We start from the raw sequence: 22925 nt of genomic DNA, 5'->3' as shown, positions 1-22925 counted from the left end.
AGCCAATATCGCTAGAGTGGATCCATGGCTGACGCTCGCATCGGAACCCGCGCCCTGCTCGCGCTGCTCGGAGACTGGCGGCAGACGTCATCCGGGCCCTCCTATCTCGCCCTCTTCGACCGCATCAGGCTGCTCGTGCTCGACGGCCGCATCGCCACCGACACCCGGCTCCCCGCCGAGCGCGACCTGGCCCAGACCCTCGGCGTGAGCCGCACCATGGTGTCGGCCGCCTACCGCGAACTGCGTGATGCCGGCTACACCGTGAGCGTGCGCGGCTCCGGCAGCGTCACCCGCCTGCCCGGCCGTGCGCCCATCGGCGGCCACGACGTCACGGGCGAGTTCATCGACTTCAGCAAGGCGACGCTCACCGCGTATCCCGGCCTCGTGGGTGCCACCCAGCGGGTGCTGGACGACTTCGCCGTCGAACTCGGCGGCACCGGCATCGACCCCTTCGGCTCCCGCGTGCTGCGCGAGGCGGTGGCCGACCGCTACACCGCCCGCGGGCTCCCCACCAGCGTCGAGCAGGTGATGATCACCATCGGCGCCCAGCACGCCATCTTCCTGCTCGCGCGCACGTTGCTCGGCCGAGGCGACCGCGCGGTGGTCGAGCTGCCGAGCTACCCGCACGCCTATGAGGCGCTGCGGGCCGCGGGCGCGCGGCTCGTGCCGGTGACGGTGACGTCGAGCACCGAGGCGACCGGTCGAGCAGCCGGACAGACGGATGCCATCGCCCCCGACCACGGCTGGGATGCCGCCGGGCTCGCCCAGGCCTTCGCCCGCACGAGCCCGGCGCTCGCGTACCTCATGCCCGACTTCCACAACCCGACGGGCGAGTCCATGGCGCCCGAGATCCGCAGCCAGGTTCTGCACGATGCCGCCCGTCAGGGCTCGCTCGTGGTGGTCGACGAGACCACGGCCGAGCTGAACATCGACCGGCCGGGCTCCTACCTCCCGTTCGCCGCCTACGGCGATGCGGCGAGTGCGGAGGCGGCGGTGCTCGTGGGGTCGGTGGGCAAGACGGTCTGGGCGGGCATCCGGGTGGGCTGGGTGCGGGCGCAACCCGCGATCATCCGCAAACTGGCCGCCGCGCGCTTCTCCGGAGACCTCGGCACGCCCGTTCTCGAGCAGCTCATCATCGCCGAGCTGCTGCGCGACTTCGGCCCCGTGCTCGAGCTGCGCTCGACTCAGCTCGGTGAGGGCCGCGACGCACTCGGCCGGATGCTGGCCGAGCACTTCCCGACCTGGCAGGTGCCACGCGTGCAGGGCGGACTCTCGACCTGGGTGAACCTCGGGGCTCCCGTCAGCAGCCAGCTCGCGCTTGCCGCGCGGTCGCAGGGACTGCTCATCACGGCCGGGCCGCGCTTCGGCATCGATGGGGCATTCGAGCGTTTCCTGCGCATTCCGATCGGCTATCCGCGTGCCGAGCTCGAACGCGGGGTCAAGGCGCTCTCGGCAGCGTGGCACTCGCTCTCGAACGGGCCGCTGCTCTCGAGCGACGAGCTCTACGCCGACATGGTGTGAGGCGGGCGTAGCGTGAAGCCATGGCACTCGACGACGACGCGAACACGACCCTGAACGACTCCGCGAACCGCAGCAGGCTGGTGGAGTGGCACGACCCCGCCATCGGGGCCGCGGCGATGCCGGGCCTCTCCGGCATCGACTACCTGCGCCGCATGATCGCGGGGGAACTCCCGCCGCCGCCCATCGGCGAGCTGGTGGGCATGCAACTCGTGTCGGTCGGCGAGGGCACCGCCACGTTCACCTGCCTGCCGGACGAGTCGCACTACAACCCCATCGGCATGGTGCACGGCGGCCTCGTGTGCACTCTTCTCGATTCCGCGGCCGGATGCGCCGTGCAGTCCACGCTGCCTGCCGGCGTCGGCTACACCTCCATCGAACTGAAGGTGAGCTATCTCCGGCCGCTCCGGCACGACTCGGGAGTCGTGACCTGCACCGGCACGGTGGTGAAGCCGGGCCGACGCGTGGCGTTCGCCGAGGCGAGCGTGACGGATGCGAGCGGCGCTCTCATCGCCACCGCCACGAGTTCGCTCCTCGTGTTCCCCCTGGCCGGCGCCTGACGCATTACGGAGCCCGACCCATCGCCTTGCCACAAAGCGTTGCCCGAGCGGTCGAGTTGCCACATCATGTGGCAACTCGATGGGCGAGCGCACAGGATGGGGCAACCCGACGCAGGTCAGCGCTTCTTCGCGGGGGTGCGGTTCTCCGCGCTCACCATCCAGGCGTACTGCTCGAGCTTCTCGATGATGCCGTGCAGGATGTCGGCGCTCGTCGGGTCGGCATCGTCGACCTCGTCGTGAACCTCGCGCATCGTGCCCACGACCGCCTCGAGGCGCGCCGTGATGAGGTCGACGGTCTCCGCCGTGTCGATCTCACCGTTCGGATACTCGGGCAGCGTGGTGGTGGCGGCGACGGTGTCGCTGCGGCCATCCGGAGCCGCGTGCAGGGCGCGGAGGCGCTCGGCCACGACGTCGCTGAACTCGCGGGCGTCGTCGATGATCTCATCGAGCTGCAGATGGAGGTCGCGGAAGTTCTTGCCCACCACGTTCCAGTGCGCCTGCTTGCCCTGCAGGTGCAGTTCGACGAGGTCGACCAGCACCTTCTGCAGGTTGTCGGTGAGCTGCTTGGACGCCTTGAACCCGCGCTCGGCGTTCTGTCGTCTGGTGGGGCGCGCACCGCCGTCGGCGGGCGCTTCGGTCTGGCGTTCGATGGTGTTCGTCATGGTGTGATTCCTTGCTTTCGAGAGAGAAGAGAAGCTGGCTGGCTTCGACCTAGAGGTCGACGGTGCGGTTCTCGCCGAGATCGGGCTCGCCGCCGCCCACGGCCGCGCGCGCGATCTTCAGCAGCTGCAGCGGCTTGGGGTCGTCGATCGACCAGTACTCGGCCGAGTCCGCCTCGATCTTGAGGAGGGCGACCGACGGGTCGTCGCGTCCCTCGGGGAACCACGCCTCGACGCTCTTCGACCAGAGCTCGTCGATCTTCGCCTGGTCTTTCACCACCGATGCGGTGCCCGAGATCGACAGGTAGCCCTTGCCGGACTCGAACGAGGCGTTGGCCAGCGGATGCGCCGCGATCTCGTCGGTCTTCTCACTCGGATGCGGCGTGAAGAACCAGAGGTCGCCGTCGAACTCGGCCTCCTGCACGCCCATCGGGCGGCTGTGCAGGGCCCCGGCCGCCGACTGGGTGGTGACGAGGGCGATCTTCGATGCCTTGATCAGTTTCGCGATGGTCTCGATGTCGTCGTCATGTGTGCTCATGTCCGCGAACCTACGCCGCCCCACGACAACCGCCAGGGGTTGCCACCCCCCTCCCAGGAGGGCTACGGCATCCGCTCGGCCCGGATCGCGAGGCGCTCGGTCAGACCTTGGCGTCCTGCTTCGGGAAGACGACCTTCTGAACGATGATGATCGCCGAGGCCGCGACGGGGATGGCCACCAGTGCGCCGAGCACCGAGCCGAGGGTTCCTCCGGCCACCGCCGCGATCACGACGATCGCGCCGGGCACGGCCACCGCGCGGTTCATGATGCGCGGGCTGAGGAAGTAGGCCTCGACCTGCATGTAGATGATGTAGTAGATCGCGGCGGCGAGTGCGGTGAGCGGCGACGCGAAGAGGCACACGAGGGAGATGATGATCGCACCGCTCAGCGTGCCCACCAGCGGGATGAGCGAGGCGAGGAACGCTATGAAGGCGAACAGCACCGGCAGCGGGGCGCCGATGATGGTGAGGAAGATGAGGCTCAGCACGCCGTTGATGGCCGCCAGCCCGATCTGGCCCACGACGTACCGCCCGACGGCTCCCGTGACGTCATCGGTGAGGGCGGCGAACGAGACGCGCTTGTTGGCCGGCACGAAGCGGTAGGTGATGCGCTTCATGCTGCGCAGCGACGCGAGGAAGTAGAGGGTGAGGATCAGCACGATCACGGCACCGGTGGCCCCGCTCGCGATGCCCGTACCCACGGCGAGCAGGCCTCCGCCGAGGGTGAGCAGGTTGTTCGGGTCCTGCACGAAGGCGGTGGCGCCCTGCACGGCCTGGTTGATGTCGATCACGCCGCTCAGCTGCGACTCGAGGCCGGTGACGAAGTCGCTGTTGGCCAGATCGGTGAGGAACTGAGGTGCCTTGTCGATGAAGTTGGCGGCCTGGTTGACGATGAGCGGGATGACCGCGAACAGCAGGCCCCCGAAGAGCGCGATGACGGCGGCGAACACGATGGTGATGGCGAGGCCGCGCGGCATCCGCCGCTCCAGCCAGGAGACGAGGGGGTCGAGTCCGAGAGCGAGGAAGAGTGCGACACCGATGTAGATGAGCACGGTGCTGAGCTGGGTGACCACCCCGCCGATGAGGAGCGACAGCAGCACACCGAGGCCGCCGACGAGGCCGATGCGGAACGCGTTCACGCGCACCGAGGGAATGCTCTCGTTTCCGGCGACGGCGAGGTCGGAGCCGGGCTGCATGACCTCGGCCTCCGGATCACGCGGCTTCTTCTTGAACACGGCACACCCCTCTCGACTCCCGCAACACTAGTCCGACGCGCGCGCGCCCGCCCATCGTGCGTTAATGGACTGATCAGCACCGCGGCGGAGGAACACGCATGGGAAAACTTCTGTACGGATCATCGACGATCGAGATCGAATTCGACGACCGCACCCTCACGCATCTTCAGATCGTCATCGCGGCGAAGTTGCGCCGCAAGGAGAGCTTCTTCTTCTCCTGGAAAGACGATCCCGCGATCGGTGACGGCCGTTCGAGCATCTGGCTCGACTCGTCGATCCCGCTCTACTTCAAGTTCGCGGGCGGCCGGGTGCCGTCGATCAACCGGGAGTGGCTCGACATCCTCACTGCGTCGTCGAACGGCAGCGGTGGCCTGCAGTTCACCGAGGAGCCCGGCAGCGGCAACGGCTCGTCGAACGGCAACGGCAACGGTCACGGCGGCGCGTCCGGCCCCGCGACCGTGCGCTGATCGAGAAACTGCGGAAATGCGAGAGACCGAGGCCGTCTGGCGCCTCGGTCTCTCGCATTAACGGCACGACTGGATCAGAGCGACGCCTCGAGGGCGGCCTGCGCCTCGTCGAGGCTGCGATGGGTGCCGAGGTCTTTGCCGCTTCGGCCGGTGACCACGAAGCCGTGCACCCACTTCTCGGTGACGATGCCGACGGGCCGGGCATCGGCCGCGGTGGCGACCCAGAGCCCTTGTTGCTTCTGGCGCCAGGTGAGCGCCGGTGCGAGTGTTTCAGTCATGGTTCTCCTTTGAACTCGACTCACGAATCATAGACCTGCGTCCGGCTCGAACCGGTACCCCATTCCCGTTTCGGTCAGGATGTGCACGGGATGCGCAGGGTCGGGTTCGAGCTTCTTGCGCAGTTGCCCGATGTACAACCGCAGGTACCCCGTCTCGTGCACATCGGGTGTGCCCCAGATCTCGGTGAACAGCTGCGCGTGGGTGAGCAGCCGGCGCGGATTGCGCACCAGCAGTTCGAGGATCTTCCACTCCGTCGGCGTCAACCGGATGGCTGTGCGCTGCCCGTCGCGCGTCACCGCGTGGGCGGCGAGGTCGATCGTCACCCCGCTCATGGTCACCACCGGCCGGCTCACGGCGGCGGGTGATCGGCGGGTGAGCGCCCTCACCCGGGCCAGCAGCTCGTCGATCGCGAACGGCTTGGTGACGTAGTCGTCGGCCCCGGCGTCGAGCGCATCGACCTTGTCGGCGGAATCGGTGCGCCCGGAGACGACGAGGATCGGCAGCGGCGACCAGGCACGCACCGTGCGGATGACGTCGAGCCCATCGAGGCGCGGCATGCCGAGGTCGAGGATGAGGAGGTCGGGCGGATGCGCCGACGCGGCCGCGATGGTCTCCTTGCCGTCGGCCGCGGTGCGGATCTCGTGCCCCTGAGCGCCGAGCGTGACGCGCAGGGCGCGGAGGATCTGGGGGTCGTCATCGGCGATCAGGATCCTCACGACGTCACCGCCTGGAGGGTGACCACCATGGTGGAGCCGCCGAGCGGTGTCTCCTCGAACTCGAGGGTGCCGTTCATCCCCTCGACGAAGCCCTTCGCCAGGGCGAGTCCCAGCCCGAGACCCGTGGTGTTGTCGGTGTCGCCGAGCCGCTGGAACGGCACGAAGATGTCGTCGCGGCGGTCTTCCGGCACGCCCTTGCCTGCATCGATCACGCGGATCTGCACCACGTCGTGGAAGGCGGATGCGGCGATCACCACGCGTCGGCCTGCGGGCGAGTACTTCATGGCGTTCGACAGCAGATTCGCCAGCACACGCTCCAGCAGCACCGGGTCGGCCTGGATCGCGGGGAGATCGGTCGGGATGTCGAGGTCGACCTCGGCCGGCCCCACCTCCAGCTCGTCGAGCGTCGCGGGAACGAGGTCGACCAGGTCGACGGGTTGGAGGTTCACCGCGAGCACTCCCGCCTGCACGCGACTCACATCGAGCAGGTTCGTGAGCAGGTCGGTGAGCGACTTCAGACTCGTCTCTGCGGTGTCGAGCAGCTCGTCGCGGTCGTCGTCGGAGAGCGATGCCCCCGAGGTGCGCAGCCCGGTCACGGCCGCGGTCGCGCCCGCCAAGGGCCTCCGGAGGTCGTGGCCGACAGCGGCGAGCAGGGCGCTGCGCACCTTGTCGGCCGCGGCGAGGGGCGCCATCTCGCGCGCGGTCTCCTCGAGGTCGGCATTCGCCAGGGCGGAGGCGAGCTGGGCGACGATCACGCTGAGCAGCCTGCGGTCGGAGGATTGCAGTGCCCGGCCGTGCAGCTCCAGCACCGCCTCGTCGTTGACGGGTACGCGATCGACCGAGTCGTCACCCGATCCGGATGCGGCACCGCCCGCGCGCCCGGAGGCGGAGTCGCCGACCCCGGTGCCGGCCGGCTCGCCATCGGCGGCGAGCACGCGATCGCCGACGAGGATGCGCACGCCCGTGAGCCCGAACGCCTCGCGCGTGCGGCTGACGAAGGCCTGGAAGGCGTCCTGGCCCCGCAGCACCTCACCCGCGACGCTCGCGATGAGCTCGGATTCGGCGGCCGACCGGCGGGCCGCCCTGCTGCGCCGCGCCGCCTGGTCGACCACGATCGAGACCAGCACGGCGATCACCACGTAGAGGATGAGGGCCAGCAGATGGAACGGCTCGTCGACCGTGACGGTGTAGAGCGGGTCGACGAAGAAGAAGTCGAGCGTGAAGCCGCTCAGAACCGCCGCGAAGAGCGCCGGCCAGATGCCGCCGACGAGAGCCACCACCACGACGAGCAGCTGATAGCTCAGCACATCGGAGGTGATCGAGTCGTCGTTGCGCATCGACGCCAGCAACCAGGTGAGCAGGGGCCCGCCCACGAGAGCCAGCACGAAGCCGTAGACCCGGCGCCGGATCGTCAGCGAACCACGGGAGCGCGGGAGCGAGATCCGGCTGCCGGCCGCAGCCGAGTGCGTCACGATGTGCACGTCGATGTCGCCCGACTCGCGGATGACGGTGGCCCCGATCCCGGGGCCGGTGAGCAGGGCGGCCAGCCGGCTGCGGCGGCTCACACCGATCACGAGCTGGGTGGCGTTGGACGCCCGCGCGAACTGCACCAGCGCCTCGGGCACGTCGCTGCCGACCACCTGGTGGAAGCTTCCGCCCAGCGACTCCACCAGCATTCGCTGAGCCGCCAGGGCACCGGGGTTCGTGTCGCGCAACCCGTCTTGGCTCGTCACGTGCACGGCGAGCAGCTGCCCGCCGGCGGAGCGGGCGGCGATGCGTGAGCCGCGGCGGATGAGCGTCTCGCCCTCGGGCCCGCCGGTCAGGGCCACCACGACGCGCTCGCGGGCCTCCCACTTCTGGCCGATCCCGTGCTCGGCGCGGTACTTCTGCAGCGAGGAGTCGACCTCGTCGGCCAGCCAGAGCAGGGCGAGCTCGCGGAGCGCGGTGAGGTTGCCGAGGCGGAAGTAGTTCGAAAGGGCGGCGTCGATGCGCGCCGCCGGATACACGACGCCCTCGGAGAGCCGGTCGCGCAGCGCCTGCGGGGCCAGGTCGACGACCTCGATCTGGTCTGCCTCGCGGAGCACCGCATCCGGGATCGTCTCCCGCTGCGGCACGCCCGTGATCTGCTGCACCACGTCGTTGAGCGACTCGATGTGCTGGATGTTCACCGTGGAGATCACGTCGATACCGGCATCGAGCAGCGTCTCGACGTCGCGCCACCGCTTCTCGTGAGCGAGTCCCGGTGCGTTCGTGTGGGCGAGCTCGTCGACCAGGGCGTACCCCGGTGCCCGGGCCAGCACGGCGTCGAGATCCATCTCCTCGAGCTCGACGCCGCGATGGGAGATGCGGGCACGGGGGATGATCTCGAAGCCGGCCGTCATGGCTTTCGTGGCGGCGCGGCCGTGGGTCTCCACCACGGCCACCACCACGTCTTTGCCCTGGGCCCGCAGCCGGCGGCCCTCTTCGAGCATGGCGTAGGTCTTGCCGACGCCGGGAGCGGCGCCGAGCAAGACCCTCAGCCTGCCCTGTTTCACAGGTGCACCATATCGCTGTTGTCCCTGTGCGCCGCTCAGCGGACGAGCTGCGAGAGGGCCACGTTGAGCTGCAGCACGTTGACGGTGGGCTCACCCAGGTAGCCGAGGTCGCGGCCCTGCACGAAGGCGTCGACGAGTTGGCGAACGGATGCCTCGTCGAGGCCACGGGCATCCGCGATGCGGGAGACCTGCTCGTAGGCGTACTCGGGGCTGATGTGGGGGTCGAGCCCCGAGCCCGAGGTGGTGAGCGCATCCACCGGGATGTCGCCCTCGGCCACCCCGTCGCTCTCCGCGATCGCGGCCTTCCGGGCCTCGATCTCGGCGATGAAGTCGGGGTTCTCCGAGCCGTAGTTCGACCCGACCGAGGCGGCCCCGTCGTAGCCGGCCGCGGAGGGCCGCGACTGGAACCACTCGGGCAGGGCGGCACCGTCGGCGTCGGTGAACGACTGGCCGATCAGCGAGGAGCCGACGGGCGCGCCGTCGACGGTCACGATCGAGCCGTTCGCCTGAGCGGGCAGCGCGAGCTGTCCGATGCCCAGGATCGCGACGGGATAGGCGATGCCGAGCACGACGGTGGCGACGATCATGTACCGGATCGCGACCCAGTAAGGGCGGGCGAACCCGCGATTGGTAGCCATTTCGATGTCCTGTCTCTTCTTTTCTGTGCGCGGCTCAGAAGCCGGGGATGAGGCTGATGACGAGGTCGATGATCTTGATCCCGATGAAGGGCGCGATCACCCCGCCCAACCCGTAGATGAGGATGTTGCGGTTGAGGATGCGCGAGGCCGACATGGGCCGGTACTTCACGCCGCGGAGGGCGAGCGGGATGAGCACGACGATCACGAGCGCGTTGAAGATCACGGCCGAGAGGATCGCCGAGGCCGGCGAGTGCAGCCCCATGATGTTGAGCAGTCCGAGCCCGGGGAACACCGCGGCGAACATCGCGGGGATGATGGCGAAGTACTTCGCCACGTCGTTGGCGATGGAGAACGTCGTCAGGGCGCCGCGGGTGATGAGCAGCTGCTTGCCGATCGCCACGATGTCGATGAGCTTCGTGGGGTCGGAGTCGAGGTCGACCATGTTGCCGGCCTCCTTCGCGGCGCTCGTGCCCGTGTTCATGGCCACGCCGACATCCGCCTGCGCGAGAGCCGGGGCATCGTTGGTGCCGTCGCCCGTCATCGCCACGAGGCGGCCGCCCTCCTGCTCCTTTCTGATCAAGGCGAGCTTGTCTTCGGGAGTGGCCTCGGCGAGGTAGTCGTCGACTCCGGCCTCCTCGGCGATGGCCTTCGCGGTCAGCGGGTTGTCGCCCGTGATCATCACGGTGCGGATGCCCATGGAGCGCAACTCGGCGAAGCGGGAGGCCATGCCCTCCTTCACGATGTCCTTGAGGTAGACCACACCGAGGATCTGGGCAGGCTGCCCCGAGTCGCGCGTCGCCACCACGAGCGGGGTGCCGCCCAGCTCGGCGATCGCGTCGGTCTGCTCCTGCAGTTCGTCGAAGAGCGAGCTGCCCGCCGTGCCGCTCTCGCGTGCCCAGGCCGTGACGGCCGAGCCGGCGCCCTTGCGGATCTGGCGTCCGTCGGCGAAATCGATGCCGCTCATGCGGGTCTGTGCGGTGAAGGGCACGATCTCTCCGTCGACCGACGAAGGCCGGCGGAAGCCCTGCTCCTCCGCCAGATCGACGATCGACTTGCCCTCGGGAGTGGGGTCGGAGAGCGACGACAGGGCGGCCGCATCGCGCAGCGCGAGGGTGTCGACACCCGTCAGGGTGCGGAACTCGGATGCGCGGCGGTTGCCGTAGGTGATCGTTCCGGTCTTGTCCATCAGGAGTGTGGTGACGTCGCCGGCCGCCTCGACCGCACGGCCCGACATGGCCAGCACGTTCCTCTGTACCAGCCGGTCCATGCCCGCGATGCCGATGGCCGAGAGCAGGGCGCCGATGGTGGTGGGGATGAGGCACACCAGCAAGGCGACCATCACCGCGATCGAGGGTGCCGCATCCGAGTACCCGGCGATCGGGCCCAGGGTGAGCACCACGATCAGGAAGATGATCGAGAGGCTCGCGAGCAGGATGTTGAGGGCGATCTCGTTCGGCGTCTTCTGCCTCGACGCGCCCTCGACGAGCCGGATCATGCGGTCGACGAAGGTCTCGCCGGGCTTCGACGTGATCTTCACGATGATGCGGTCGGACAGCACCCGGGTGCCGCCGGTGACCGCGCTCCGGTCACCGCCGGACTCGCGCACGACCGGGGCGGATTCGCCCGTGATGGCCGACTCGTCGATCGAGGCGATGCCCTCGATGATGTCGCCGTCGCCGGGGACGAGCTCGCCCGCCACCACCACGACCACGTCTCCGAGGCGCAGGTCGGCCGAGGCCACCTGCTCGGTGGTGGCGCGATCGGCCGCGGCATCCGTCGTGGCGTCGTAGTCCACGACCCGGGCGGCCATGGTGCTGGTGCGGGTGGCTCGGAGTGTGGCGGCCTGAGCCTTGCCTCGGCCTTCGGCCACGGACTCCGCGAGGTTCGCGAAGAGCACGGTGAGCCACAGCCACACGGCGATCGACCAGGTGAAGGCGAGCGAGGTGGCCTGCGGGCCTGTCTCAGCGGGCAGGAAGGGCTGCGCGATCGCGATCACCGTGGTGAGCGCGGCGCCGATCTCCACGAGGAACATGACGGGGTTGTGCCACATCTCGCGCGGGTCGAGCTTGCGCACGGCGCCCGGCAGGCCGTTCGCCAGCTGGGCGAGGCTGAAGGTGCGCGCGCCGGGCGAGTGTTCCGCGGCGGCGGGCCGGGTCGACGGCTCGGGTGAGCTGGTGGGTGTGAGGGTGGACATTACTGAAGCCCTTCGGCGAGAGGTCCGAGTGCGAGCACGGGGAAGTAGGTGAGAGCGACGACGATGAGCACGACGCCGACGAGGAGGCCCACGAACTGCGGGCGGTGAGTGGGGAGCGTCCCGGCGGTGACGGGCACCTTGCCCTGCGCGGCCAGCGAGCCGGCCAGTGCGAGCACGAACACGATCGGGATGAACCGGCCGAGCAGCATCGCCACACCGAGGGCGGTGTTGAACCACGGGGTGTTGGCCGTGATCCCGGCGAACGCCGAACCATTGTTGTTGCTGGCCGAGGTGAATGCGTAGAGCACCTCGGTGAAGCCGTGCAGGCCCGGGTTCCAGATCGACGTTCCCTCGACGTCCTCACGGATGGCGGGGATCGCGAAGCTGAGCGCGGTTCCGACGAGCACGATCGTGGGCGTGGTGAGGATGTAGAGGCTCGCCAGCTTGATCTCGCGCGGGCCGAGCTTCTTGCCCAGGTACTCCGGGGTGCGGCCCACCAGCAGGCCGGCGATGAACACCGTGATGATCGCGATGATCAACATGCCGTAGAGGCCCGAGCCGACCCCACCGGGGGCGATCTCGCCGAGCATCATGTTGAACAGCGTCATCATGCCGCCGAGCGACGTGAAGCTGTCGTGCATCGAGTTCACGGCGCCCGTCGAGGTGATCGTGGAGGTCGTGGCGAACAGCGTCGACGCGGCGATGCCGAATCTCTGCTCCTTGCCCTCCATCGCGCCGCCGGCGAGCTGTGTGCCGGTTCCGGAGCCCATGATCTCGAACGTGGTGAGCGCGGCGAGCGACACCACGAACAGGGTGCCCATCGCGGCGAGGATCGCGTAGCCCTGGCGGTTGTCACCGACCATCTTCCCGAACGCCCGGGGCAGCGAGAACGGGATTGCGAGCATCAGCACGATCTCGAAGAGGTTCGTCCAGGGTGTCGGGTTCTCGAACGGATGCGCGGAGTTCACATTGAAGAAGCCGCCTCCGTTCGTGCCGAGCAACTTGATCGCCTCCTGCGACGCCACCGGCCCGCCCGGAACCGTGGCGGTGCCGCCGGTCAGGGTGGTGACCTCGGTGAACCCGGAGAAGTTCTGGATGACGCCGCCCGCGATCAAGACGATCGACGTGATCACGGCGAGCGGGAGCAGGATCCGGAAGGTGGCGCGGGTGAGATCGACCCAAAAGTTGCCGAGCGTGCCGGTGCTGCGCCGCGAGAATCCTCGGATCAGTGCCACGGCGACGGCGATGCCGACACCGGCCGAGACGAAGTTCTGCACTGCGAGGCCCGCGATCTGCACGGTGTAGCCCATGGTCACCTCGGGTGAGTAGGACTGCCAGTTCGTGTTCGTCACGAACGAGACCGCGGTGTTGAACGACAGGCCTTCAGGAACGGCGGGCAGCCCCAGCGAGTAGGGCAGCACCTCCTGCAGCCGCTGCAGGGCGTAGACGAACAGCACCCCGATGAGCGAGAAGGCGAGCACCCCACGGAGGTAGGCGCCCCAGGTCTGCTCCCGGGTGGGGTCGACGCCCACGACGCGGTAGAGGCCGCGCTCGACCTTCAGGTCCTTGGAAGATGTGAAGGTGTAGGCGATGTAGTCGCCCAGAGGACGGTAGATCACCGCGAGGATGATCGCGAGGGTCGCCAGTTGGGCGATCAGAAGCCATGCTTCCATGTCAGAACTTCTCCGGCTTCACGAGAGCGACGATCAGGTAGGCCACTCCGGCCACACCCAGCACCGCGGCGACGAGTTCGAGAACGATCACAGCTTCCCGACCCCCCAGGCGACGAAAGCGACCACGCCGAAGACGGCGAGGATCGCGACGATGTAGACGACGTCGAGCACTGTGTTTCTCCATCCGACAGGCGCCCAGGGTGGGCGCACGGGTACGGAGGACGATCATGCTCGCCGGATCGGCCCCATCACGGGGTCCTAACGGATTCCTGACGGGCGCGCGGGGCGATCCATCGGAATGCAAACGGAATCCTGTCACCGTGACCGTCCCGACGGGCCGCGTGCAGTGGTCCGCGTCAGGATTCACGGCATTCCCGCTCGTATCCCGTTAGGACCGGCCACGAGGAGCTCGAGGCGGCGTAGACCTTCCCCCGTGACTCTCACCAGCATCCTTCCCACCCTCCGCGCCAGCATCCCCGATCCGTTCGCCATCGACCGGTGGCCTGAGTGGACGCATCCGACCACCCGCGACGTCATCGTCTCCGGAGTGTCGATGCTGAGACTCGTCGAGATCTGCGACACCCCGTGCGTGCACGTGGCGGCGGCCGTGATCCCGGGGACGCACGGACGGCCCTCCGGCCTCGAGCAGGCATCCGTGATCGTCGCCCGCGTCACGGCGGTCCCGCGCGCCGGCGTGCTCGAACTCGACGCCGCACTCGGCACGGTGCAGGCGCATCTCGACGAGGCCCGCCTGATCGGGCGCGTCTCGACGCGGCGCATCCGCTCGTACGAGCTCGGCGCTTCGTGCGTGTCGCTCCCCGACGACGTCGTGGCCGGCGACCTCGTCGCCATCCCCTGCCGCGGAGCGATCACCTGCCGCTCCCTGCGAACGGGGGCTCGCCCATGAGCATGATCCACACGCTCAACTGGTACCGCCGCCACCACGTGGGGCATCCCGACCTGGCGCTCTGGCCCGAGGTCACCGCCCTCACCCGGGAAGACATCGTGCTGGCCGGCGAATCGATGTCGCAGCTCGCTCGCGCGGCCGGCACCCCGTGCACCCGCGTGGCGGAAGCCGCCCGCGGGTCATGGTCGTCGGTGCTCGGAGAACGCTACTGCGCCGTGATCGTGACGGCCGTGGAGACCGTCGTTCCGGCCTCGCGGGGCGCCGACAGGGAGGTGTGGGTCGACGCGGAACTCGACGGCTGCGAACCCCTCGCGGATTCGATCCGGATGATCGGCCGCCGATCCTCGCACCCCGAGGTCCCATTCGTGGTGCGGCCGTCGCGGCGCTCTGGTGACCTGCGAAGCGTGCTGCCCGGCGACGTGGTACCCGGCGACCTCCTTGCCTTCGTCGTGGTGCGGCCGGTGGCGCTTCACGACATCCGTCGCCGCAGCCGGCACCACGAGCGGCTGTACTGAACCTCGAGGGAGCGGCCATGGCCATCATCGAAAACGCCATCGACGTCAACGGTCGCCGCACCGAGAGCCCGCACAGCCTCGACGAGACCTACGAACTGCTGCGCGAGCGCGACGGGATGGCGTGGATCGGCCTGTACCGGCCGAGTCCGAGCTGCTCCGTGAGGTGATCAGCTTCCAGAGGGCCAGACGCGACGCCTGACCGAGACGGCAAGCGGTGGCTCTGATAGGCTGGGTGCAACAAGGGGAGTACTCCCGTCTGCGGTGAGCCCGTCAATACGGATGCGTCGAAGCATCCCGGGCCACAGGTTCCGATCTCGGTCGGAGCGGAGGAGACCTTGGCGTCATCGTTCACGCCGAATCCCTTTGGAGTACGCCCATGCAGGTCACCCCGCTGATCTGGATCATCACGATCCTCGTCACGATCGCCTTCTTCGTCTACGAGTTCTTCGCCCACGTGCGAAAGCCCCACGAGCCCACCATCGCCGAATCGGCGCGCTGGTCGGCGTTCTACATCGGCCTCGCACTGCTGTTCGGGGTGGGCATCGGACTGGTCTCGGGCTGGAACTTCGGCGGCGAGTACTTCGCCGGCTACCTCACCGAGAAGGCGCTGTCGATCGACAACCTCTTTGTGTTCCTGCTCGTCATGTCGGCGTTCGCCGTGCCGAAGGCCTACCAGCAGAAGGTGCTGATGATCGGCATCGTCATCGCGCTCATCCTGCGCGGCGGGTTCATCGCCGCGGGCGCGACACTGATCGAGAACTTCTCCTGGATCTTCTACCTCTTCGGCGCCCTGCTCTTGTTCCTCGCCTACCGTCAGGCGTTCTCGAGCCACGAGTCCGACCCCGCGAACGGCCGGTTCATGCGCTTCGTGCGCCGCATCCTGCCCGTGAGTGACGAGTACAACGCCGACAAGCTCACCGTGAAGAAGAACAGCAAGCGCTTCGTCACACCGATGTTCCTCACCATCGTCGCGATCGGCTTCATCGACCTCGTCTTCGCGGTCGACTCGATCCCCGCCATCTACGGGCTCACCAACGAGGCCTACATCGTGTTCACGGCGAACGCGTTCGCGCTGATGGGCCTGCGGCAGCTGTTCTTCCTCATCGGGGGGCTGCTCGAGCGACTCGTGTACCTCTCCCAGGGGCTCGCGGTCATCCTCGCCTTCATCGGCGTGAAGCTCGTGTTCCATGCGCTGCACGTGAACGAGCTGCCGTTCATCAACGGCGGTCAGCCGATTCTCTGGGTGCCCGAGATCCCGATCTGGTTCTCGCTGCTGTTCATCGGGGCCACGATCGCGGTCGCCACTGTGGCGAGCCTGCTGAAGACGCGGTCGGATGGGCGAGCCGAGGTCGTGGCGTCGTCGGCGCACCCGACAGCGCCCGTCGATTCCCGCACCACCTCCGTGTCCACACCCTCCCTCGAGCGAAAGGATGACTCCGCATGAGCATGTTCTCGAAACTCAGCGATCTGGCGAAGAAGGCTCTCGACAGCTCGGGCTCGGCATCCGGGTCGCGTCCGGGCGGCGGGTCGGGTCAGACGGACTGGCGCTCGGTGGTGCGGAGCGCCGCCGATGCGCTGACGGGAGACGGGCGGCCGGGCGAACAGCGCCCCAGTGACGGCCGGCCGTCGCACGGCGCCGCACAGCAGAACGACTCCGGCTGGTCGGGCTCGCAGCGATCCGCCTCCGCTTCCACCGGTGGCCACGGCTCTGCGGGCCCGGCCCGGCCCACGGCGCAGGAGAGCTCCCCGGCCGCGATCGACCCCGCCGACCGGGCCGCGATCGCCCGCTACGACTACCTCCTGAAGACCGCCGACCCGCATCAGATCGAGGGGGTGCACCGCGAGGCCTTCGCGCGCCTCACTCCCGCGCAGCGGGCACAGGTCGACGAGCGGATGCGCGCCGAACTGCCCGAATCGGAGCGACCGCGGTCATCCGGGGTGGACGACCTCGCTCGCGCCGCCGCGCGCACCGAGGCGGCGCGTCCCGGTGCGCTGCGCGGGCTGCTCGCTCGGGCCGGCGGCCTCGGGGGAGGTTCCCGTGGCGCGGGGCGGGCAGGCTCCGGCGGCGGCATCGGCCGCGGCGCCCTGGCCGGTGGTGCGGTCGCCGGGGCGGGACTGGCCGCCGGCGGCATGCTCGCCGCGGTCGCCGGCGGTGCCGTCGTCAGCTCGGTGGCCGGCCCGCTCCTCGAGCAGGCCGCTTCGTTCGGTGTCGACTTCGACGCCCTGGCCGGCTCGCTCGATATCGAGGGCCTCACGGGTGGTCTCACCGACGGGCTCGCCGGCGGAGTCGACGAACTGGCCGCGGGGGCGGGCGAGACCGTGTCCGGGCTCGGCGACCAGGTCGGGGGCATCGCGGAGCAGGTGGGTGGACTGGGCGAGCAGGTGAGCGGCCTCGCATCCGGATTCACCCTGCCCGGCCTCGACGACCTCTTCGGCCGCTGACCGACCCGGCACAGGATGGGTTACGGTACCGAGGTGACTTCTCAAGCCGTTCTCGTCGTCGTCGCCATGGCTGAAGAGGCTGCACCCTTCCTCGCGAGGGCCGACCACACCACCGAACCCGTGAAGTCGGGTGAGGCCACCGAGCGCTGGCTCGCGATCGACGGCCTGCAGGTGCTGCTCGTGCAGAGCGGCATCGGCTTCGTGAACGCGGCGGCCGCGACGGCGCGCGCCCTGCTGCGCATCGTCGACGAGACGGGGGCTGATGCCGCGGTGGTCGTGTCGGCCGGAACCGCCGGCGGACTCGGGACGGATGTCGGTGTCGGCGATGTGGTGATCGGCAGCGAATACATCAACATCGATGCGGATGCCCGGGCGTTCGGTTACCCGCGCGGCCAAGTTCCCGGCATGCCCGCCCGGCACGAAGCCTCACCGCGCCTGCTCGAACTCGCGGGCGAGGTGTGGCCCGATGGGGCGGTGGCGGCATCCGGTGGGTCGGTGCGGATCGGACCCATCGGTTCCAGCTACGCGTTCATCGCGGCCGAGCGCGCGGCGCTCGCCCGGGTCGATTTCCCGATGCTCGACGCCGTCGACATGGAGTCGTCGGCCATCGCCCAGGTGTGCCGCTCGCACGGGGTGGGTTTCGCCTCGGTACGTGGCATCTCCGACGGCGCCACCGACGAGGCCGCCGCCGACTTCCTCGAGAACACGCCCGACACGGCGGCGCGCTCGGCCGAGGTGGCGCTGGAACTGGTGAAGCGGTTCGTCGGCGGCGAATGACGGCCTGCTAGATTCCGGCCATGGCCTCGAAACGCACCGCCCCGCCCCGCCTCGACCCGATCGTGCTGCGCGATCTGCGGGAGGGGCATCCGGATGCGCTGGAGCCCCATGAGACCGTCGAAGGCGAGCGGTTCACGGCCGCCGACCTCTCCGGGCGCGATCTCAGCGGGGCGACGTTTCTCGAGTGCGAGTTCTCGGGTCTCGCCGCTCATGAGACTGATCTGCGAGCGGCCTCCTTCGTCGAATCGACCATCGAACGCCTCGATGCCCCGATCTTCGCCGCTCCGCGCTCTCGGTTCCGCGAGGTGTCGATCGCGTCGTCGCGCCTCGGATCCGCCGAGTTCTTCGAGGCGAGCTGGAGCTCGGTGCGTCTCGAGCAGTGCAAACTCGGCTACCTCAACCTCGGCGGCGCCGCGCTCGAAGACGTGCTCTTCACCGACTGCACCATCGACGAACTCGACCTGAGCGATGCCCGCGTCACCCGTCTCGCCTTCGAGAACTGCGAGGTGCGTACGCTGCGCCTCACCCGTTCACGGCTCACGGATGTCGACCTCCGCGGCCTCGAGCTGAACGCCCTCCTCGACGCGGAGGGCCTCCGAGGTGCAACGCTGAGCGACACCCAGGTCGCCCAACTCGCCACCCTCTTCGCCACCCAACTCGGCATCCGCATCGACCCCTGACGCGATGCCGGGGTTCGCGTACTACAGGCGGTAGACGTCGGCCCGATGGGCCACCCGCACGACGAGGAGGGTGTGGGTGGAGTCGTCCAGTGTGAACAGCACGCGATAATCACCACGTCTCGCCGAGCGAACACCTTCGAGTTCGTTGCGGAGTGGTTTGCTCAGACGCTCCGGGTTCGTCGGCAGGGTGACGGTCGCGAATTCGACGATCGCAGGTGAGATGCGTGTCGGAAGTCGCTGAAGACCGCGAAGTGCCGCCGGCGCGAACCGCACCGCCCAGTTCACGCGTTCGGCAGGCCGAACATGGCGCGCACGTCATCGGCTCCGACCGTTCGGCCCTCCGAGGCCGCCTCACGAGCCTCGGCGAGGTCGTCTCGTATGCCGGGCTGGGAGAGCCAGAACAGAGTCTCGTGCAGTGACTCCAGATCGTCTTCATTGATCAGCACCGCGGCACCATGGCCGTGTCGCGTGATGCGAATGATCTCGTGCTCACGGTCGACGTCGTCGACCAGCGCTGAGAGCTTGTCTTTGGCTTCACTGAGGGCTACCGTCTTCATGAGCTCATACTAGCCCGACTATTAGCCGATGGATAGCCCGAAGACCGGCTAGTCGAGCGACAGGGCCTCGCGGATGCGGGTGCGCTCGGCGGCGAAGGCGGGGTAGTCGTCGAAGTAGCGCACCTTCTGCGACGCCTCCGAGCTGCCCGTGGCGTCGCTGAAGGTGTAGCCCGGGGCGTTGGAGAGCACGCACTCGGCCCAGCTCTCCGCCACGTCCTCCACCATGTTCGTGGCCGCGTACTCGCTCACGAAGGTGTCGAACGAGCCGTGCTCGCGGAAGAACGCGGCGACCTCGTCCTCATCCGCTCCGTCGTCGGCTGGTATCGCGGTGCCATACGCGGCCCAGAAGCGCGACTGGAAGCCGGCGACGAGCGACGAGGGCTCGGGGCATCCTTCTCCCAGCTCCACCGTGGGGCACGCGCCCGTGGTCTCCGGAACCTGATCGGTCGACAGGGTCAGGATGTGGCCGACCTCGTGCACCATGGTGTGCTCGAGCTCGGCCTCGTCGTCGATCCAGGCGGTGTTCACGTCGGCGTTCCATCGGGAGGGGTCGTCCGCGCGCATCACCGATGCCATCGAGGTGTCGTCGGGGTCGTTGTAGACGGCGAACTCGTCGAGGGAGTCGACCCGATCCCCGGCCACCGCCGAGAACAACGACCACAGCTGCTGTGCCGTCTCGTCGGGCACCACGCCGTCGGCGCTCGGTCCGAGCGCGGCACCGTCGGGGATGTAGCGCACCGCGTCATCCGCGAGCCGCACCTCGCCCGGCTGCACGTCGGAGCGCGAACTCGCGCTCTGGCTGCCGGCCGAGTCGTAGGCGGCGAGGCCGAGCGACAATCCGCCGGCCACCACCACGATGCCCGCCACGACGGCGCCCAGAGCGATGAGCGGCCGCTGTGACATGGTCGAACTGTAGCGGACACCGGGCGACCGCCCGGAGTGGTGGTCGTCGCGGTGACGCTGTGGCCTCCGGGGTCGAACCGGGTGTACTCTCGATGAATCGTTTCACCCGCGCCGCGACCTGCGAGCGCCATCGACGACGAAGGAGTTCTCGTGAGTGCTGTCGAAGGCGGGAGCCGATCCCAGCGGGTCTGCTTCGTGATGCGGTTGAAGCCCGAGCGGGTGCAGGACTATCTCGTGGCACACGAGACCGTGTGGCCCGAGATGCTCGACGCCCTGCGCGAGACCGGATGGCGCGACTACTCCCTGTTCGTGCTCGAAGCCGAGGCGCTGGTGGTGGGCTATCTCGTCACCGACGACTACGAGCGCGCCCAGGCCGAGATGGCGAAGCGCGAGGTCAACGCGCGCTGGCAGGCGGGCATGGCCGAGTACTTCGCCGACTCCACGAATCCCGACGAGACGGCGGTGCGTCTCACGGAGTACTTCCACCTCGACTGATCCGTTCCCGCGCTGCTGAAATCGGAGTAATTTCGCCGCCATGAGCGACGTCATCGAGATTCGCGGGCTCCGCAAGCGCTACGGGCGCACCACCGCGCTCGACGGCCTCGACCTCACGGTGGCCGCGGGGGAGGTGCACGGTTTCCTCGGGCCGAACGGCGCAGGAAAATCCACCACCATCCGCGTCATCCTGGGTCTCGCCCGGGCGAGCGGGGGCGAGGTGCGGGTGTTCGACCGCGATCCCTGGCGCGACTCGGTGGCGGTGCACGAGCGTATCGGCTCGGTGCCCGGCGACGTCGCTCTCTGGCCCACGCTCTCCGGCGGAGAGGCGATCGACCTGATCTGCCGCCTCCGTGGCTCGCAGCGTGATCGCGCCGCGTACGACCGGGAACGGGCACGTCTGATCAGCGCGTTCCAGTTCGACCCGCGTAAGAAAGGGCGTGCGTACTCCAAGGGCAATCGACAGAAGGTGGCTCTCATCGCCGCGTTCGCGGTGCCGGCCGCCCTCTACGTCTTCGACGAGCCCACCAGCGGTCTCGACCCTCTCATGGAGTCGGTGTTCAACCAGGAGGTCGCCCGGGTTGCCGCCGCCGGAGCGACGGTGCTCCTGTCGAGCCACATCCTCTCCGAGGTCGAACGGCTGTGCACCAGAGTGAGCATCGTGCGGGCTGGCCGGGTGGTCGAAGCGGGCACCCTGGCCGAGCTCCGCCACCTCACCCGCACCGAGATCTCGTTCGCCGTCGAGGGCGTTCCGGATGCTCGGGTCGCCGCCATCCCGTACGCCCATGATCTGGCGGTCGAGCACGGCCGGGTGCGGTTCTCGGTGGACAGCGCCCAGGTCGGGCGGGTCCTGTCGTCGCTCGGCGACCTGCCGCTCGCGAGCCTGCGGGTTGCGCCACCCACCCTCGAAGAGCTCTTCCTCCGGCACTACGGAGACCGCTTGTGAGCGCGTTCCTCGCCCTGCTGATGCAGCGCATCCGCCGGGATCGCGTGCAGCTCCCCATCTGGATCCTCGGCAACGGCCTGCTCGCGCTGTTCGCCTCGGTCTCGGTGGCGAACAGCTACGGAGACCCGGTCGAGCGCACCGGGATCCTCCTGCTTGCCACCGGCAGTCCGGCCATCCTGCTGCTGCGCGGACTCCCGCAGGGCGCCGATCTCGGCTCCTTCGTCTTCTTCGAGATCTTCATCTACCTCGCGCTGGTGGCCGCGTTCATGAGCACCTTCCTCGCCGTGCGGCACACCCGGGCGGAGGAGGAGTCCGGTCGAGCCGAGCTCGTGGGTGCGACACCGGCCGGCCGATCCACACCCCTCGCCGCGACCGCGGCGTACGGCGCGCTCGCGGCCCTCGCGATGGGCGTGAGCGTGACGCTCGGGCTCGTGGCGGGGCGGCTTCCGCCGGCCGGTGCCGTGGTGACGGGCGCGGCCGTGGCCGCCACGGGTATCGCCTTCCTGGGAATCGGGCTGGTGTGCGCGCAGATCGTGCACTCCGCGCGCGCGGCGAACGCGCTCGCCCTCGCCGTGACCGGAGTGGCGTTCCTGCTGCGCGGGATCGGCGCCGCAGCCGGCACCCCGAGCGCCGACGGAGTCTCCATGACCGCGGCCTGGCCCACCTGGCTCTCGCCCCTCGGGTGGGGCGAGGAATCCGCCGCGTTCTCCACGGGAACACTCTCTCCGCTCCTCCTCGACCTCGCGCTCGCGACCGTCGCGGTGGCCATCGCCCTGATCGCCGCGCGGCGAAGGGATCTGGGCGCCGCGCTGCTTCCCGACCGGCTCGGCCGCGCATCCGCCCGCGGGGTGCTGAGCTCGTCGTTCGCGTTGGCGTGGCGCCTGCAGTGGCCCTCGATGCTCGCGTGGGCGCTCGGCGCCGCGGTGCTCGGGGTGCTCGTGGGTGCGCTCGCCCCTCTGGCCGATGCCGTGACCCAGCGCGACCCGTCCCTCGCCACAACCCTCGGTTCTCTCCTGCCTGCGGGGGCGGCGGGGGAGGGCACCGCACACCTGCTGCTCGGAGCGCTGTTCGCGATCATCGGCGTGCTCGCTGCCGGCAGCGCGACGCAGACGATCATCCGGATGCGGCAGGAGGAAGCCGCCGGCACGGCAGAGCTGGTGCTCTCCACCCCGCTCTCCCCCCTCCGTTGGCTGGCCGGCTACCTCGCGCTCGGTGCGATCTCGATCGTGCTGGTGCTGGCGGCGGGAGCAACGGCCGCACTGATCGGCGTGCTCGGAGCGGGCTCGCCCGGGGAGACGCCCGGCACCGGCTCGAGCGTGGCGACCGGCCCCGAGCTGGGCGACGTGGGCGCGACCGCGGTCGCACAGCTCCCCGCCGCGTTCGTCTACCTCGGCGTGATCGCGCTCGTCTTCGCCCTCGTGCCGAAGGCCACGATCCCGCTCGGCTGGGGGCTGCTCGGTGCCGGTCTCGTGCTGGGAGTCTTCGGTGGTGCGGTGGGGATGCCGCAGTGGCTGCGCGACATCTCTCCCTTCCAGCACACCCCGGTCGTGGTGGGCGGCCAGGTCGACTGGTCGGGTGGATTCTGGATGCTCGCGGTGGCCGCGCTCGCGGTGGTGGCGACGCTCATCACCGGTCGCCGACGCGAGCTCGTTCTGGGCTGAACAGCGTTCCGCTCGCACGAGGAGATGAGATA

Annotated in this window: 25 protein-coding genes and 1 pseudogene; 13 read left to right on the top strand and 13 right to left on the bottom strand. The window is 69.1% G+C overall.

The window, feature by feature from the left end:
- The first annotated feature begins 24 nt into the window (after positions 1-24).
- Together EPO52_RS05110 and EPO52_RS05105 are read left to right on the top strand one after the other, a co-directional pair.
- Positions 25-1521, top strand: coding sequence for a PLP-dependent aminotransferase family protein (locus EPO52_RS05110; RefSeq protein WP_290802854.1), 1497 nt, complete (start codon positions 25-27; stop codon positions 1519-1521).
- Between the two features lie 20 nt (positions 1522-1541).
- Entirely contained in the window at positions 1542-2078 is a 537-nt protein-coding gene (locus tag EPO52_RS05105) for a PaaI family thioesterase (RefSeq protein WP_290802851.1), read from the top strand.
- A 116-nt stretch (positions 2079-2194) separates the two neighbouring features.
- Here the strand turns inward: EPO52_RS05105 and EPO52_RS05100 are convergent, their stop codons facing one another.
- The 3 genes from EPO52_RS05100 to EPO52_RS05090 form a co-directional block, all read right to left on the bottom strand.
- Positions 2195-2740 carry a DNA starvation/stationary phase protection protein gene (locus tag EPO52_RS05100; RefSeq protein ID WP_290802848.1) on the bottom strand — a complete coding sequence of 182 codons (546 nt, stop codon included), beginning with the start codon at positions 2738-2740 and terminating at the stop codon, positions 2195-2197.
- A gap of 49 nt (positions 2741-2789) precedes the next feature.
- On the bottom strand, positions 2790-3275 hold the full coding sequence (locus EPO52_RS05095) for a pyridoxamine 5'-phosphate oxidase family protein (RefSeq protein WP_290802846.1): 486 nt from the start codon (positions 3273-3275) through the stop codon (positions 2790-2792).
- Positions 3276-3375: 100 nt separating this feature from the next.
- Complete coding sequence (locus EPO52_RS05090; RefSeq protein WP_290802843.1) at positions 3376-4509, bottom strand: AI-2E family transporter; 1134 nt, start codon at positions 4507-4509, stop codon at positions 3376-3378.
- Between the two features lie 98 nt (positions 4510-4607).
- Here EPO52_RS05090 and EPO52_RS05085 point away from each other — a divergent pair, with 98 nt between their 5' ends.
- Complete coding sequence (locus EPO52_RS05085; protein ID WP_290802840.1) at positions 4608-4976, top strand: ATP-dependent DNA ligase; 369 nt, start codon at positions 4608-4610, stop codon at positions 4974-4976.
- A gap of 74 nt (positions 4977-5050) precedes the next feature.
- Here EPO52_RS05085 and EPO52_RS05080 read toward each other — a convergent pair whose 3' ends face one another.
- Genes EPO52_RS05080 through EPO52_RS05050 form a run of 7 tightly spaced genes read right to left on the bottom strand, consistent with a single transcriptional unit; the run spans position 5051 to position 13101 of the window.
- Complete coding sequence (locus EPO52_RS05080; protein WP_290802837.1) at positions 5051-5254, bottom strand: hypothetical protein; 204 nt, start codon at positions 5252-5254, stop codon at positions 5051-5053.
- A 27-nt stretch (positions 5255-5281) separates the two neighbouring features.
- The gene (locus tag EPO52_RS05075; protein ID WP_290802834.1) at positions 5282-5971 is read right to left on the bottom strand and encodes a response regulator transcription factor; all 690 of its coding nucleotides are present in this window, start codon (positions 5969-5971) and stop codon (positions 5282-5284) included.
- Entirely contained in the window at positions 5968-8505 is a 2538-nt protein-coding gene (locus EPO52_RS05070; protein ID WP_290802830.1) for a DUF4118 domain-containing protein, read from the bottom strand. The genes EPO52_RS05075 and EPO52_RS05070 overlap by 4 nt, the downstream gene beginning before the upstream one ends.
- Before the next feature lie 35 nt (positions 8506-8540).
- Positions 8541-9143 (bottom strand): potassium-transporting ATPase subunit KdpC, encoded by a 603-nt coding sequence (gene kdpC / locus EPO52_RS05065; RefSeq protein WP_290802828.1) that lies wholly within the window; start codon positions 9141-9143, stop codon positions 8541-8543.
- A 34-nt stretch (positions 9144-9177) separates the two neighbouring features.
- On the bottom strand, positions 9178-11337 hold the full coding sequence (gene kdpB, locus EPO52_RS05060; protein WP_290802824.1) for a potassium-transporting ATPase subunit KdpB: 2160 nt from the start codon (positions 11335-11337) through the stop codon (positions 9178-9180).
- Positions 11337-13010 carry a potassium-transporting ATPase subunit KdpA gene (kdpA, locus tag EPO52_RS05055; RefSeq protein WP_290802821.1) on the bottom strand — a complete coding sequence of 558 codons (1674 nt, stop codon included), beginning with the start codon at positions 13008-13010 and terminating at the stop codon, positions 11337-11339. Before kdpA ends, kdpB begins: the two co-directional genes overlap by 1 nt.
- 1 nt (position 13011) lies before the next feature.
- Positions 13012-13101 (bottom strand): potassium-transporting ATPase subunit F, encoded by a 90-nt coding sequence (locus EPO52_RS05050; RefSeq protein ID WP_137836632.1) that lies wholly within the window; start codon positions 13099-13101, stop codon positions 13012-13014.
- 342 nt (positions 13102-13443) lie between these two features.
- Here EPO52_RS05050 and EPO52_RS05045 point away from each other — a divergent pair, with 342 nt between their 5' ends.
- From EPO52_RS05045 to EPO52_RS05015, 7 genes and pseudogenes are all read left to right on the top strand, one after another.
- On the top strand, positions 13444-13917 hold the full coding sequence (locus EPO52_RS05045; RefSeq protein ID WP_290802814.1) for a hypothetical protein: 474 nt from the start codon (positions 13444-13446) through the stop codon (positions 13915-13917).
- Positions 13914-14432, top strand: a complete 519-nt coding sequence (locus EPO52_RS05040; RefSeq protein WP_290802811.1) for a hypothetical protein — start codon at positions 13914-13916, stop codon at positions 14430-14432. The genes EPO52_RS05045 and EPO52_RS05040 overlap by 4 nt, the downstream gene beginning before the upstream one ends.
- A gap of 17 nt (positions 14433-14449) precedes the next feature.
- A pseudogene (locus EPO52_RS05035) lies at positions 14450-14578 on the top strand (transporter); the annotation flags it as partial.
- Between the two features lie 230 nt (positions 14579-14808).
- Positions 14809-15876, top strand: a complete 1068-nt coding sequence (locus EPO52_RS05030; RefSeq protein ID WP_290802808.1) for a TerC family protein — start codon at positions 14809-14811, stop codon at positions 15874-15876.
- A complete protein-coding gene (locus EPO52_RS05025) occupies positions 15873-16874 on the top strand; it encodes a hypothetical protein (RefSeq protein WP_290802805.1) in 1002 nt (333 codons plus the stop codon). Before EPO52_RS05030 ends, EPO52_RS05025 begins: the two co-directional genes overlap by 4 nt.
- Positions 16875-16907: 33 nt before the next feature.
- On the top strand, positions 16908-17651 hold the full coding sequence (gene mtnN / locus EPO52_RS05020) for a 5'-methylthioadenosine/S-adenosylhomocysteine nucleosidase (protein ID WP_290802803.1): 744 nt from the start codon (positions 16908-16910) through the stop codon (positions 17649-17651).
- 20 nt (positions 17652-17671) lie between these two features.
- On the top strand, positions 17672-18331 hold the full coding sequence (locus EPO52_RS05015) for a pentapeptide repeat-containing protein (RefSeq protein WP_290802801.1): 660 nt from the start codon (positions 17672-17674) through the stop codon (positions 18329-18331).
- Positions 18332-18352: 21 nt separating this feature from the next.
- Here EPO52_RS05015 and EPO52_RS05010 read toward each other — a convergent pair whose 3' ends face one another.
- Genes EPO52_RS05010 through EPO52_RS05000 form a run of 3 tightly spaced genes read right to left on the bottom strand, consistent with a single transcriptional unit; the run spans position 18353 to position 19791 of the window.
- A complete protein-coding gene (locus tag EPO52_RS05010) occupies positions 18353-18616 on the bottom strand; it encodes a type II toxin-antitoxin system RelE/ParE family toxin (protein WP_290802798.1) in 264 nt (87 codons plus the stop codon).
- Positions 18613-18888 carry a type II toxin-antitoxin system Phd/YefM family antitoxin gene (locus tag EPO52_RS05005; RefSeq protein ID WP_290802795.1) on the bottom strand — a complete coding sequence of 92 codons (276 nt, stop codon included), beginning with the start codon at positions 18886-18888 and terminating at the stop codon, positions 18613-18615. Before EPO52_RS05005 ends, EPO52_RS05010 begins: the two co-directional genes overlap by 4 nt.
- Before the next feature lie 48 nt (positions 18889-18936).
- The gene (locus EPO52_RS05000; protein WP_290802792.1) at positions 18937-19791 is read right to left on the bottom strand and encodes a hypothetical protein; all 855 of its coding nucleotides are present in this window, start codon (positions 19789-19791) and stop codon (positions 18937-18939) included.
- A gap of 150 nt (positions 19792-19941) precedes the next feature.
- Between EPO52_RS05000 and EPO52_RS04995 the strand changes: the two genes are divergently transcribed.
- From EPO52_RS04995 to EPO52_RS04985, 3 genes are read left to right on the top strand one after another with little or no spacing between them, the layout of a single operon-like run.
- Positions 19942-20286, top strand: coding sequence for an L-rhamnose mutarotase (locus EPO52_RS04995; RefSeq protein ID WP_290802789.1), 345 nt, complete (start codon positions 19942-19944; stop codon positions 20284-20286).
- Between the two features lie 40 nt (positions 20287-20326).
- On the top strand, positions 20327-21232 hold the full coding sequence (locus EPO52_RS04990) for an ABC transporter ATP-binding protein (RefSeq protein ID WP_290802788.1): 906 nt from the start codon (positions 20327-20329) through the stop codon (positions 21230-21232).
- Positions 21229-22893 (top strand): hypothetical protein, encoded by a 1665-nt coding sequence (locus EPO52_RS04985; RefSeq protein ID WP_290802785.1) that lies wholly within the window; start codon positions 21229-21231, stop codon positions 22891-22893. The genes EPO52_RS04990 and EPO52_RS04985 overlap by 4 nt, the downstream gene beginning before the upstream one ends.
- The last annotated feature ends 32 nt before the right edge of the window (positions 22894-22925 follow it).

Source organism: Herbiconiux sp. (assembly GCF_004297105.1).
In the GTDB taxonomy this organism is placed as follows: Bacteria; Actinomycetota; Actinomycetes; order Actinomycetales; family Microbacteriaceae; genus Herbiconiux.
This window is presented reverse-complemented; position numbering and strand designations above follow the sequence as displayed.

What these genes read in the sequence shown, in the direction of transcription:
- EPO52_RS05080 (WP_290802837.1), bottom strand. Translation starts at nt 5,254, where the DNA reads ATGACTGAAACACTCGCACCGGCGCTCACCTGGCGCCAGAAGCAACAA.
- EPO52_RS04990 (WP_290802788.1), top strand. Translation starts at nt 20,327, where the DNA reads ATGAGCGACGTCATCGAGATTCGCGGGCTCCGCAAGCGCTACGGGCGC.
- EPO52_RS05105 (WP_290802851.1), top strand. Translation starts at nt 1,542, where the DNA reads ATGGCACTCGACGACGACGCGAACACGACCCTGAACGACTCCGCGAAC.
- EPO52_RS05085 (WP_290802840.1), top strand. Translation starts at nt 4,608, where the DNA reads ATGGGAAAACTTCTGTACGGATCATCGACGATCGAGATCGAATTCGAC.
- EPO52_RS05040 (WP_290802811.1), top strand. Translation starts at nt 13,914, where the DNA reads ATGAGCATGATCCACACGCTCAACTGGTACCGCCGCCACCACGTGGGG.
- EPO52_RS05100 (WP_290802848.1), bottom strand. Translation starts at nt 2,740, where the DNA reads ATGACGAACACCATCGAACGCCAGACCGAAGCGCCCGCCGACGGCGGT.
- EPO52_RS05025 (WP_290802805.1), top strand. Translation starts at nt 15,873, where the DNA reads ATGAGCATGTTCTCGAAACTCAGCGATCTGGCGAAGAAGGCTCTCGAC.
- EPO52_RS05030 (WP_290802808.1), top strand. Translation starts at nt 14,809, where the DNA reads ATGCAGGTCACCCCGCTGATCTGGATCATCACGATCCTCGTCACGATC.
- EPO52_RS05015 (WP_290802801.1), top strand. Translation starts at nt 17,672, where the DNA reads ATGGCCTCGAAACGCACCGCCCCGCCCCGCCTCGACCCGATCGTGCTG.
- kdpC (WP_290802828.1), bottom strand. Translation starts at nt 9,143, where the DNA reads ATGGCTACCAATCGCGGGTTCGCCCGCCCTTACTGGGTCGCGATCCGG.
- kdpA (WP_290802821.1), bottom strand. Translation starts at nt 13,010, where the DNA reads ATGGAAGCATGGCTTCTGATCGCCCAACTGGCGACCCTCGCGATCATC.
- EPO52_RS05095 (WP_290802846.1), bottom strand. Translation starts at nt 3,275, where the DNA reads ATGAGCACACATGACGACGACATCGAGACCATCGCGAAACTGATCAAG.
- EPO52_RS05000 (WP_290802792.1), bottom strand. Translation starts at nt 19,791, where the DNA reads ATGTCACAGCGGCCGCTCATCGCTCTGGGCGCCGTCGTGGCGGGCATC.
- EPO52_RS05110 (WP_290802854.1), top strand. Translation starts at nt 25, where the DNA reads ATGGCTGACGCTCGCATCGGAACCCGCGCCCTGCTCGCGCTGCTCGGA.
- kdpB (WP_290802824.1), bottom strand. Translation starts at nt 11,337, where the DNA reads ATGTCCACCCTCACACCCACCAGCTCACCCGAGCCGTCGACCCGGCCC.
- EPO52_RS05005 (WP_290802795.1), bottom strand. Translation starts at nt 18,888, where the DNA reads ATGAAGACGGTAGCCCTCAGTGAAGCCAAAGACAAGCTCTCAGCGCTG.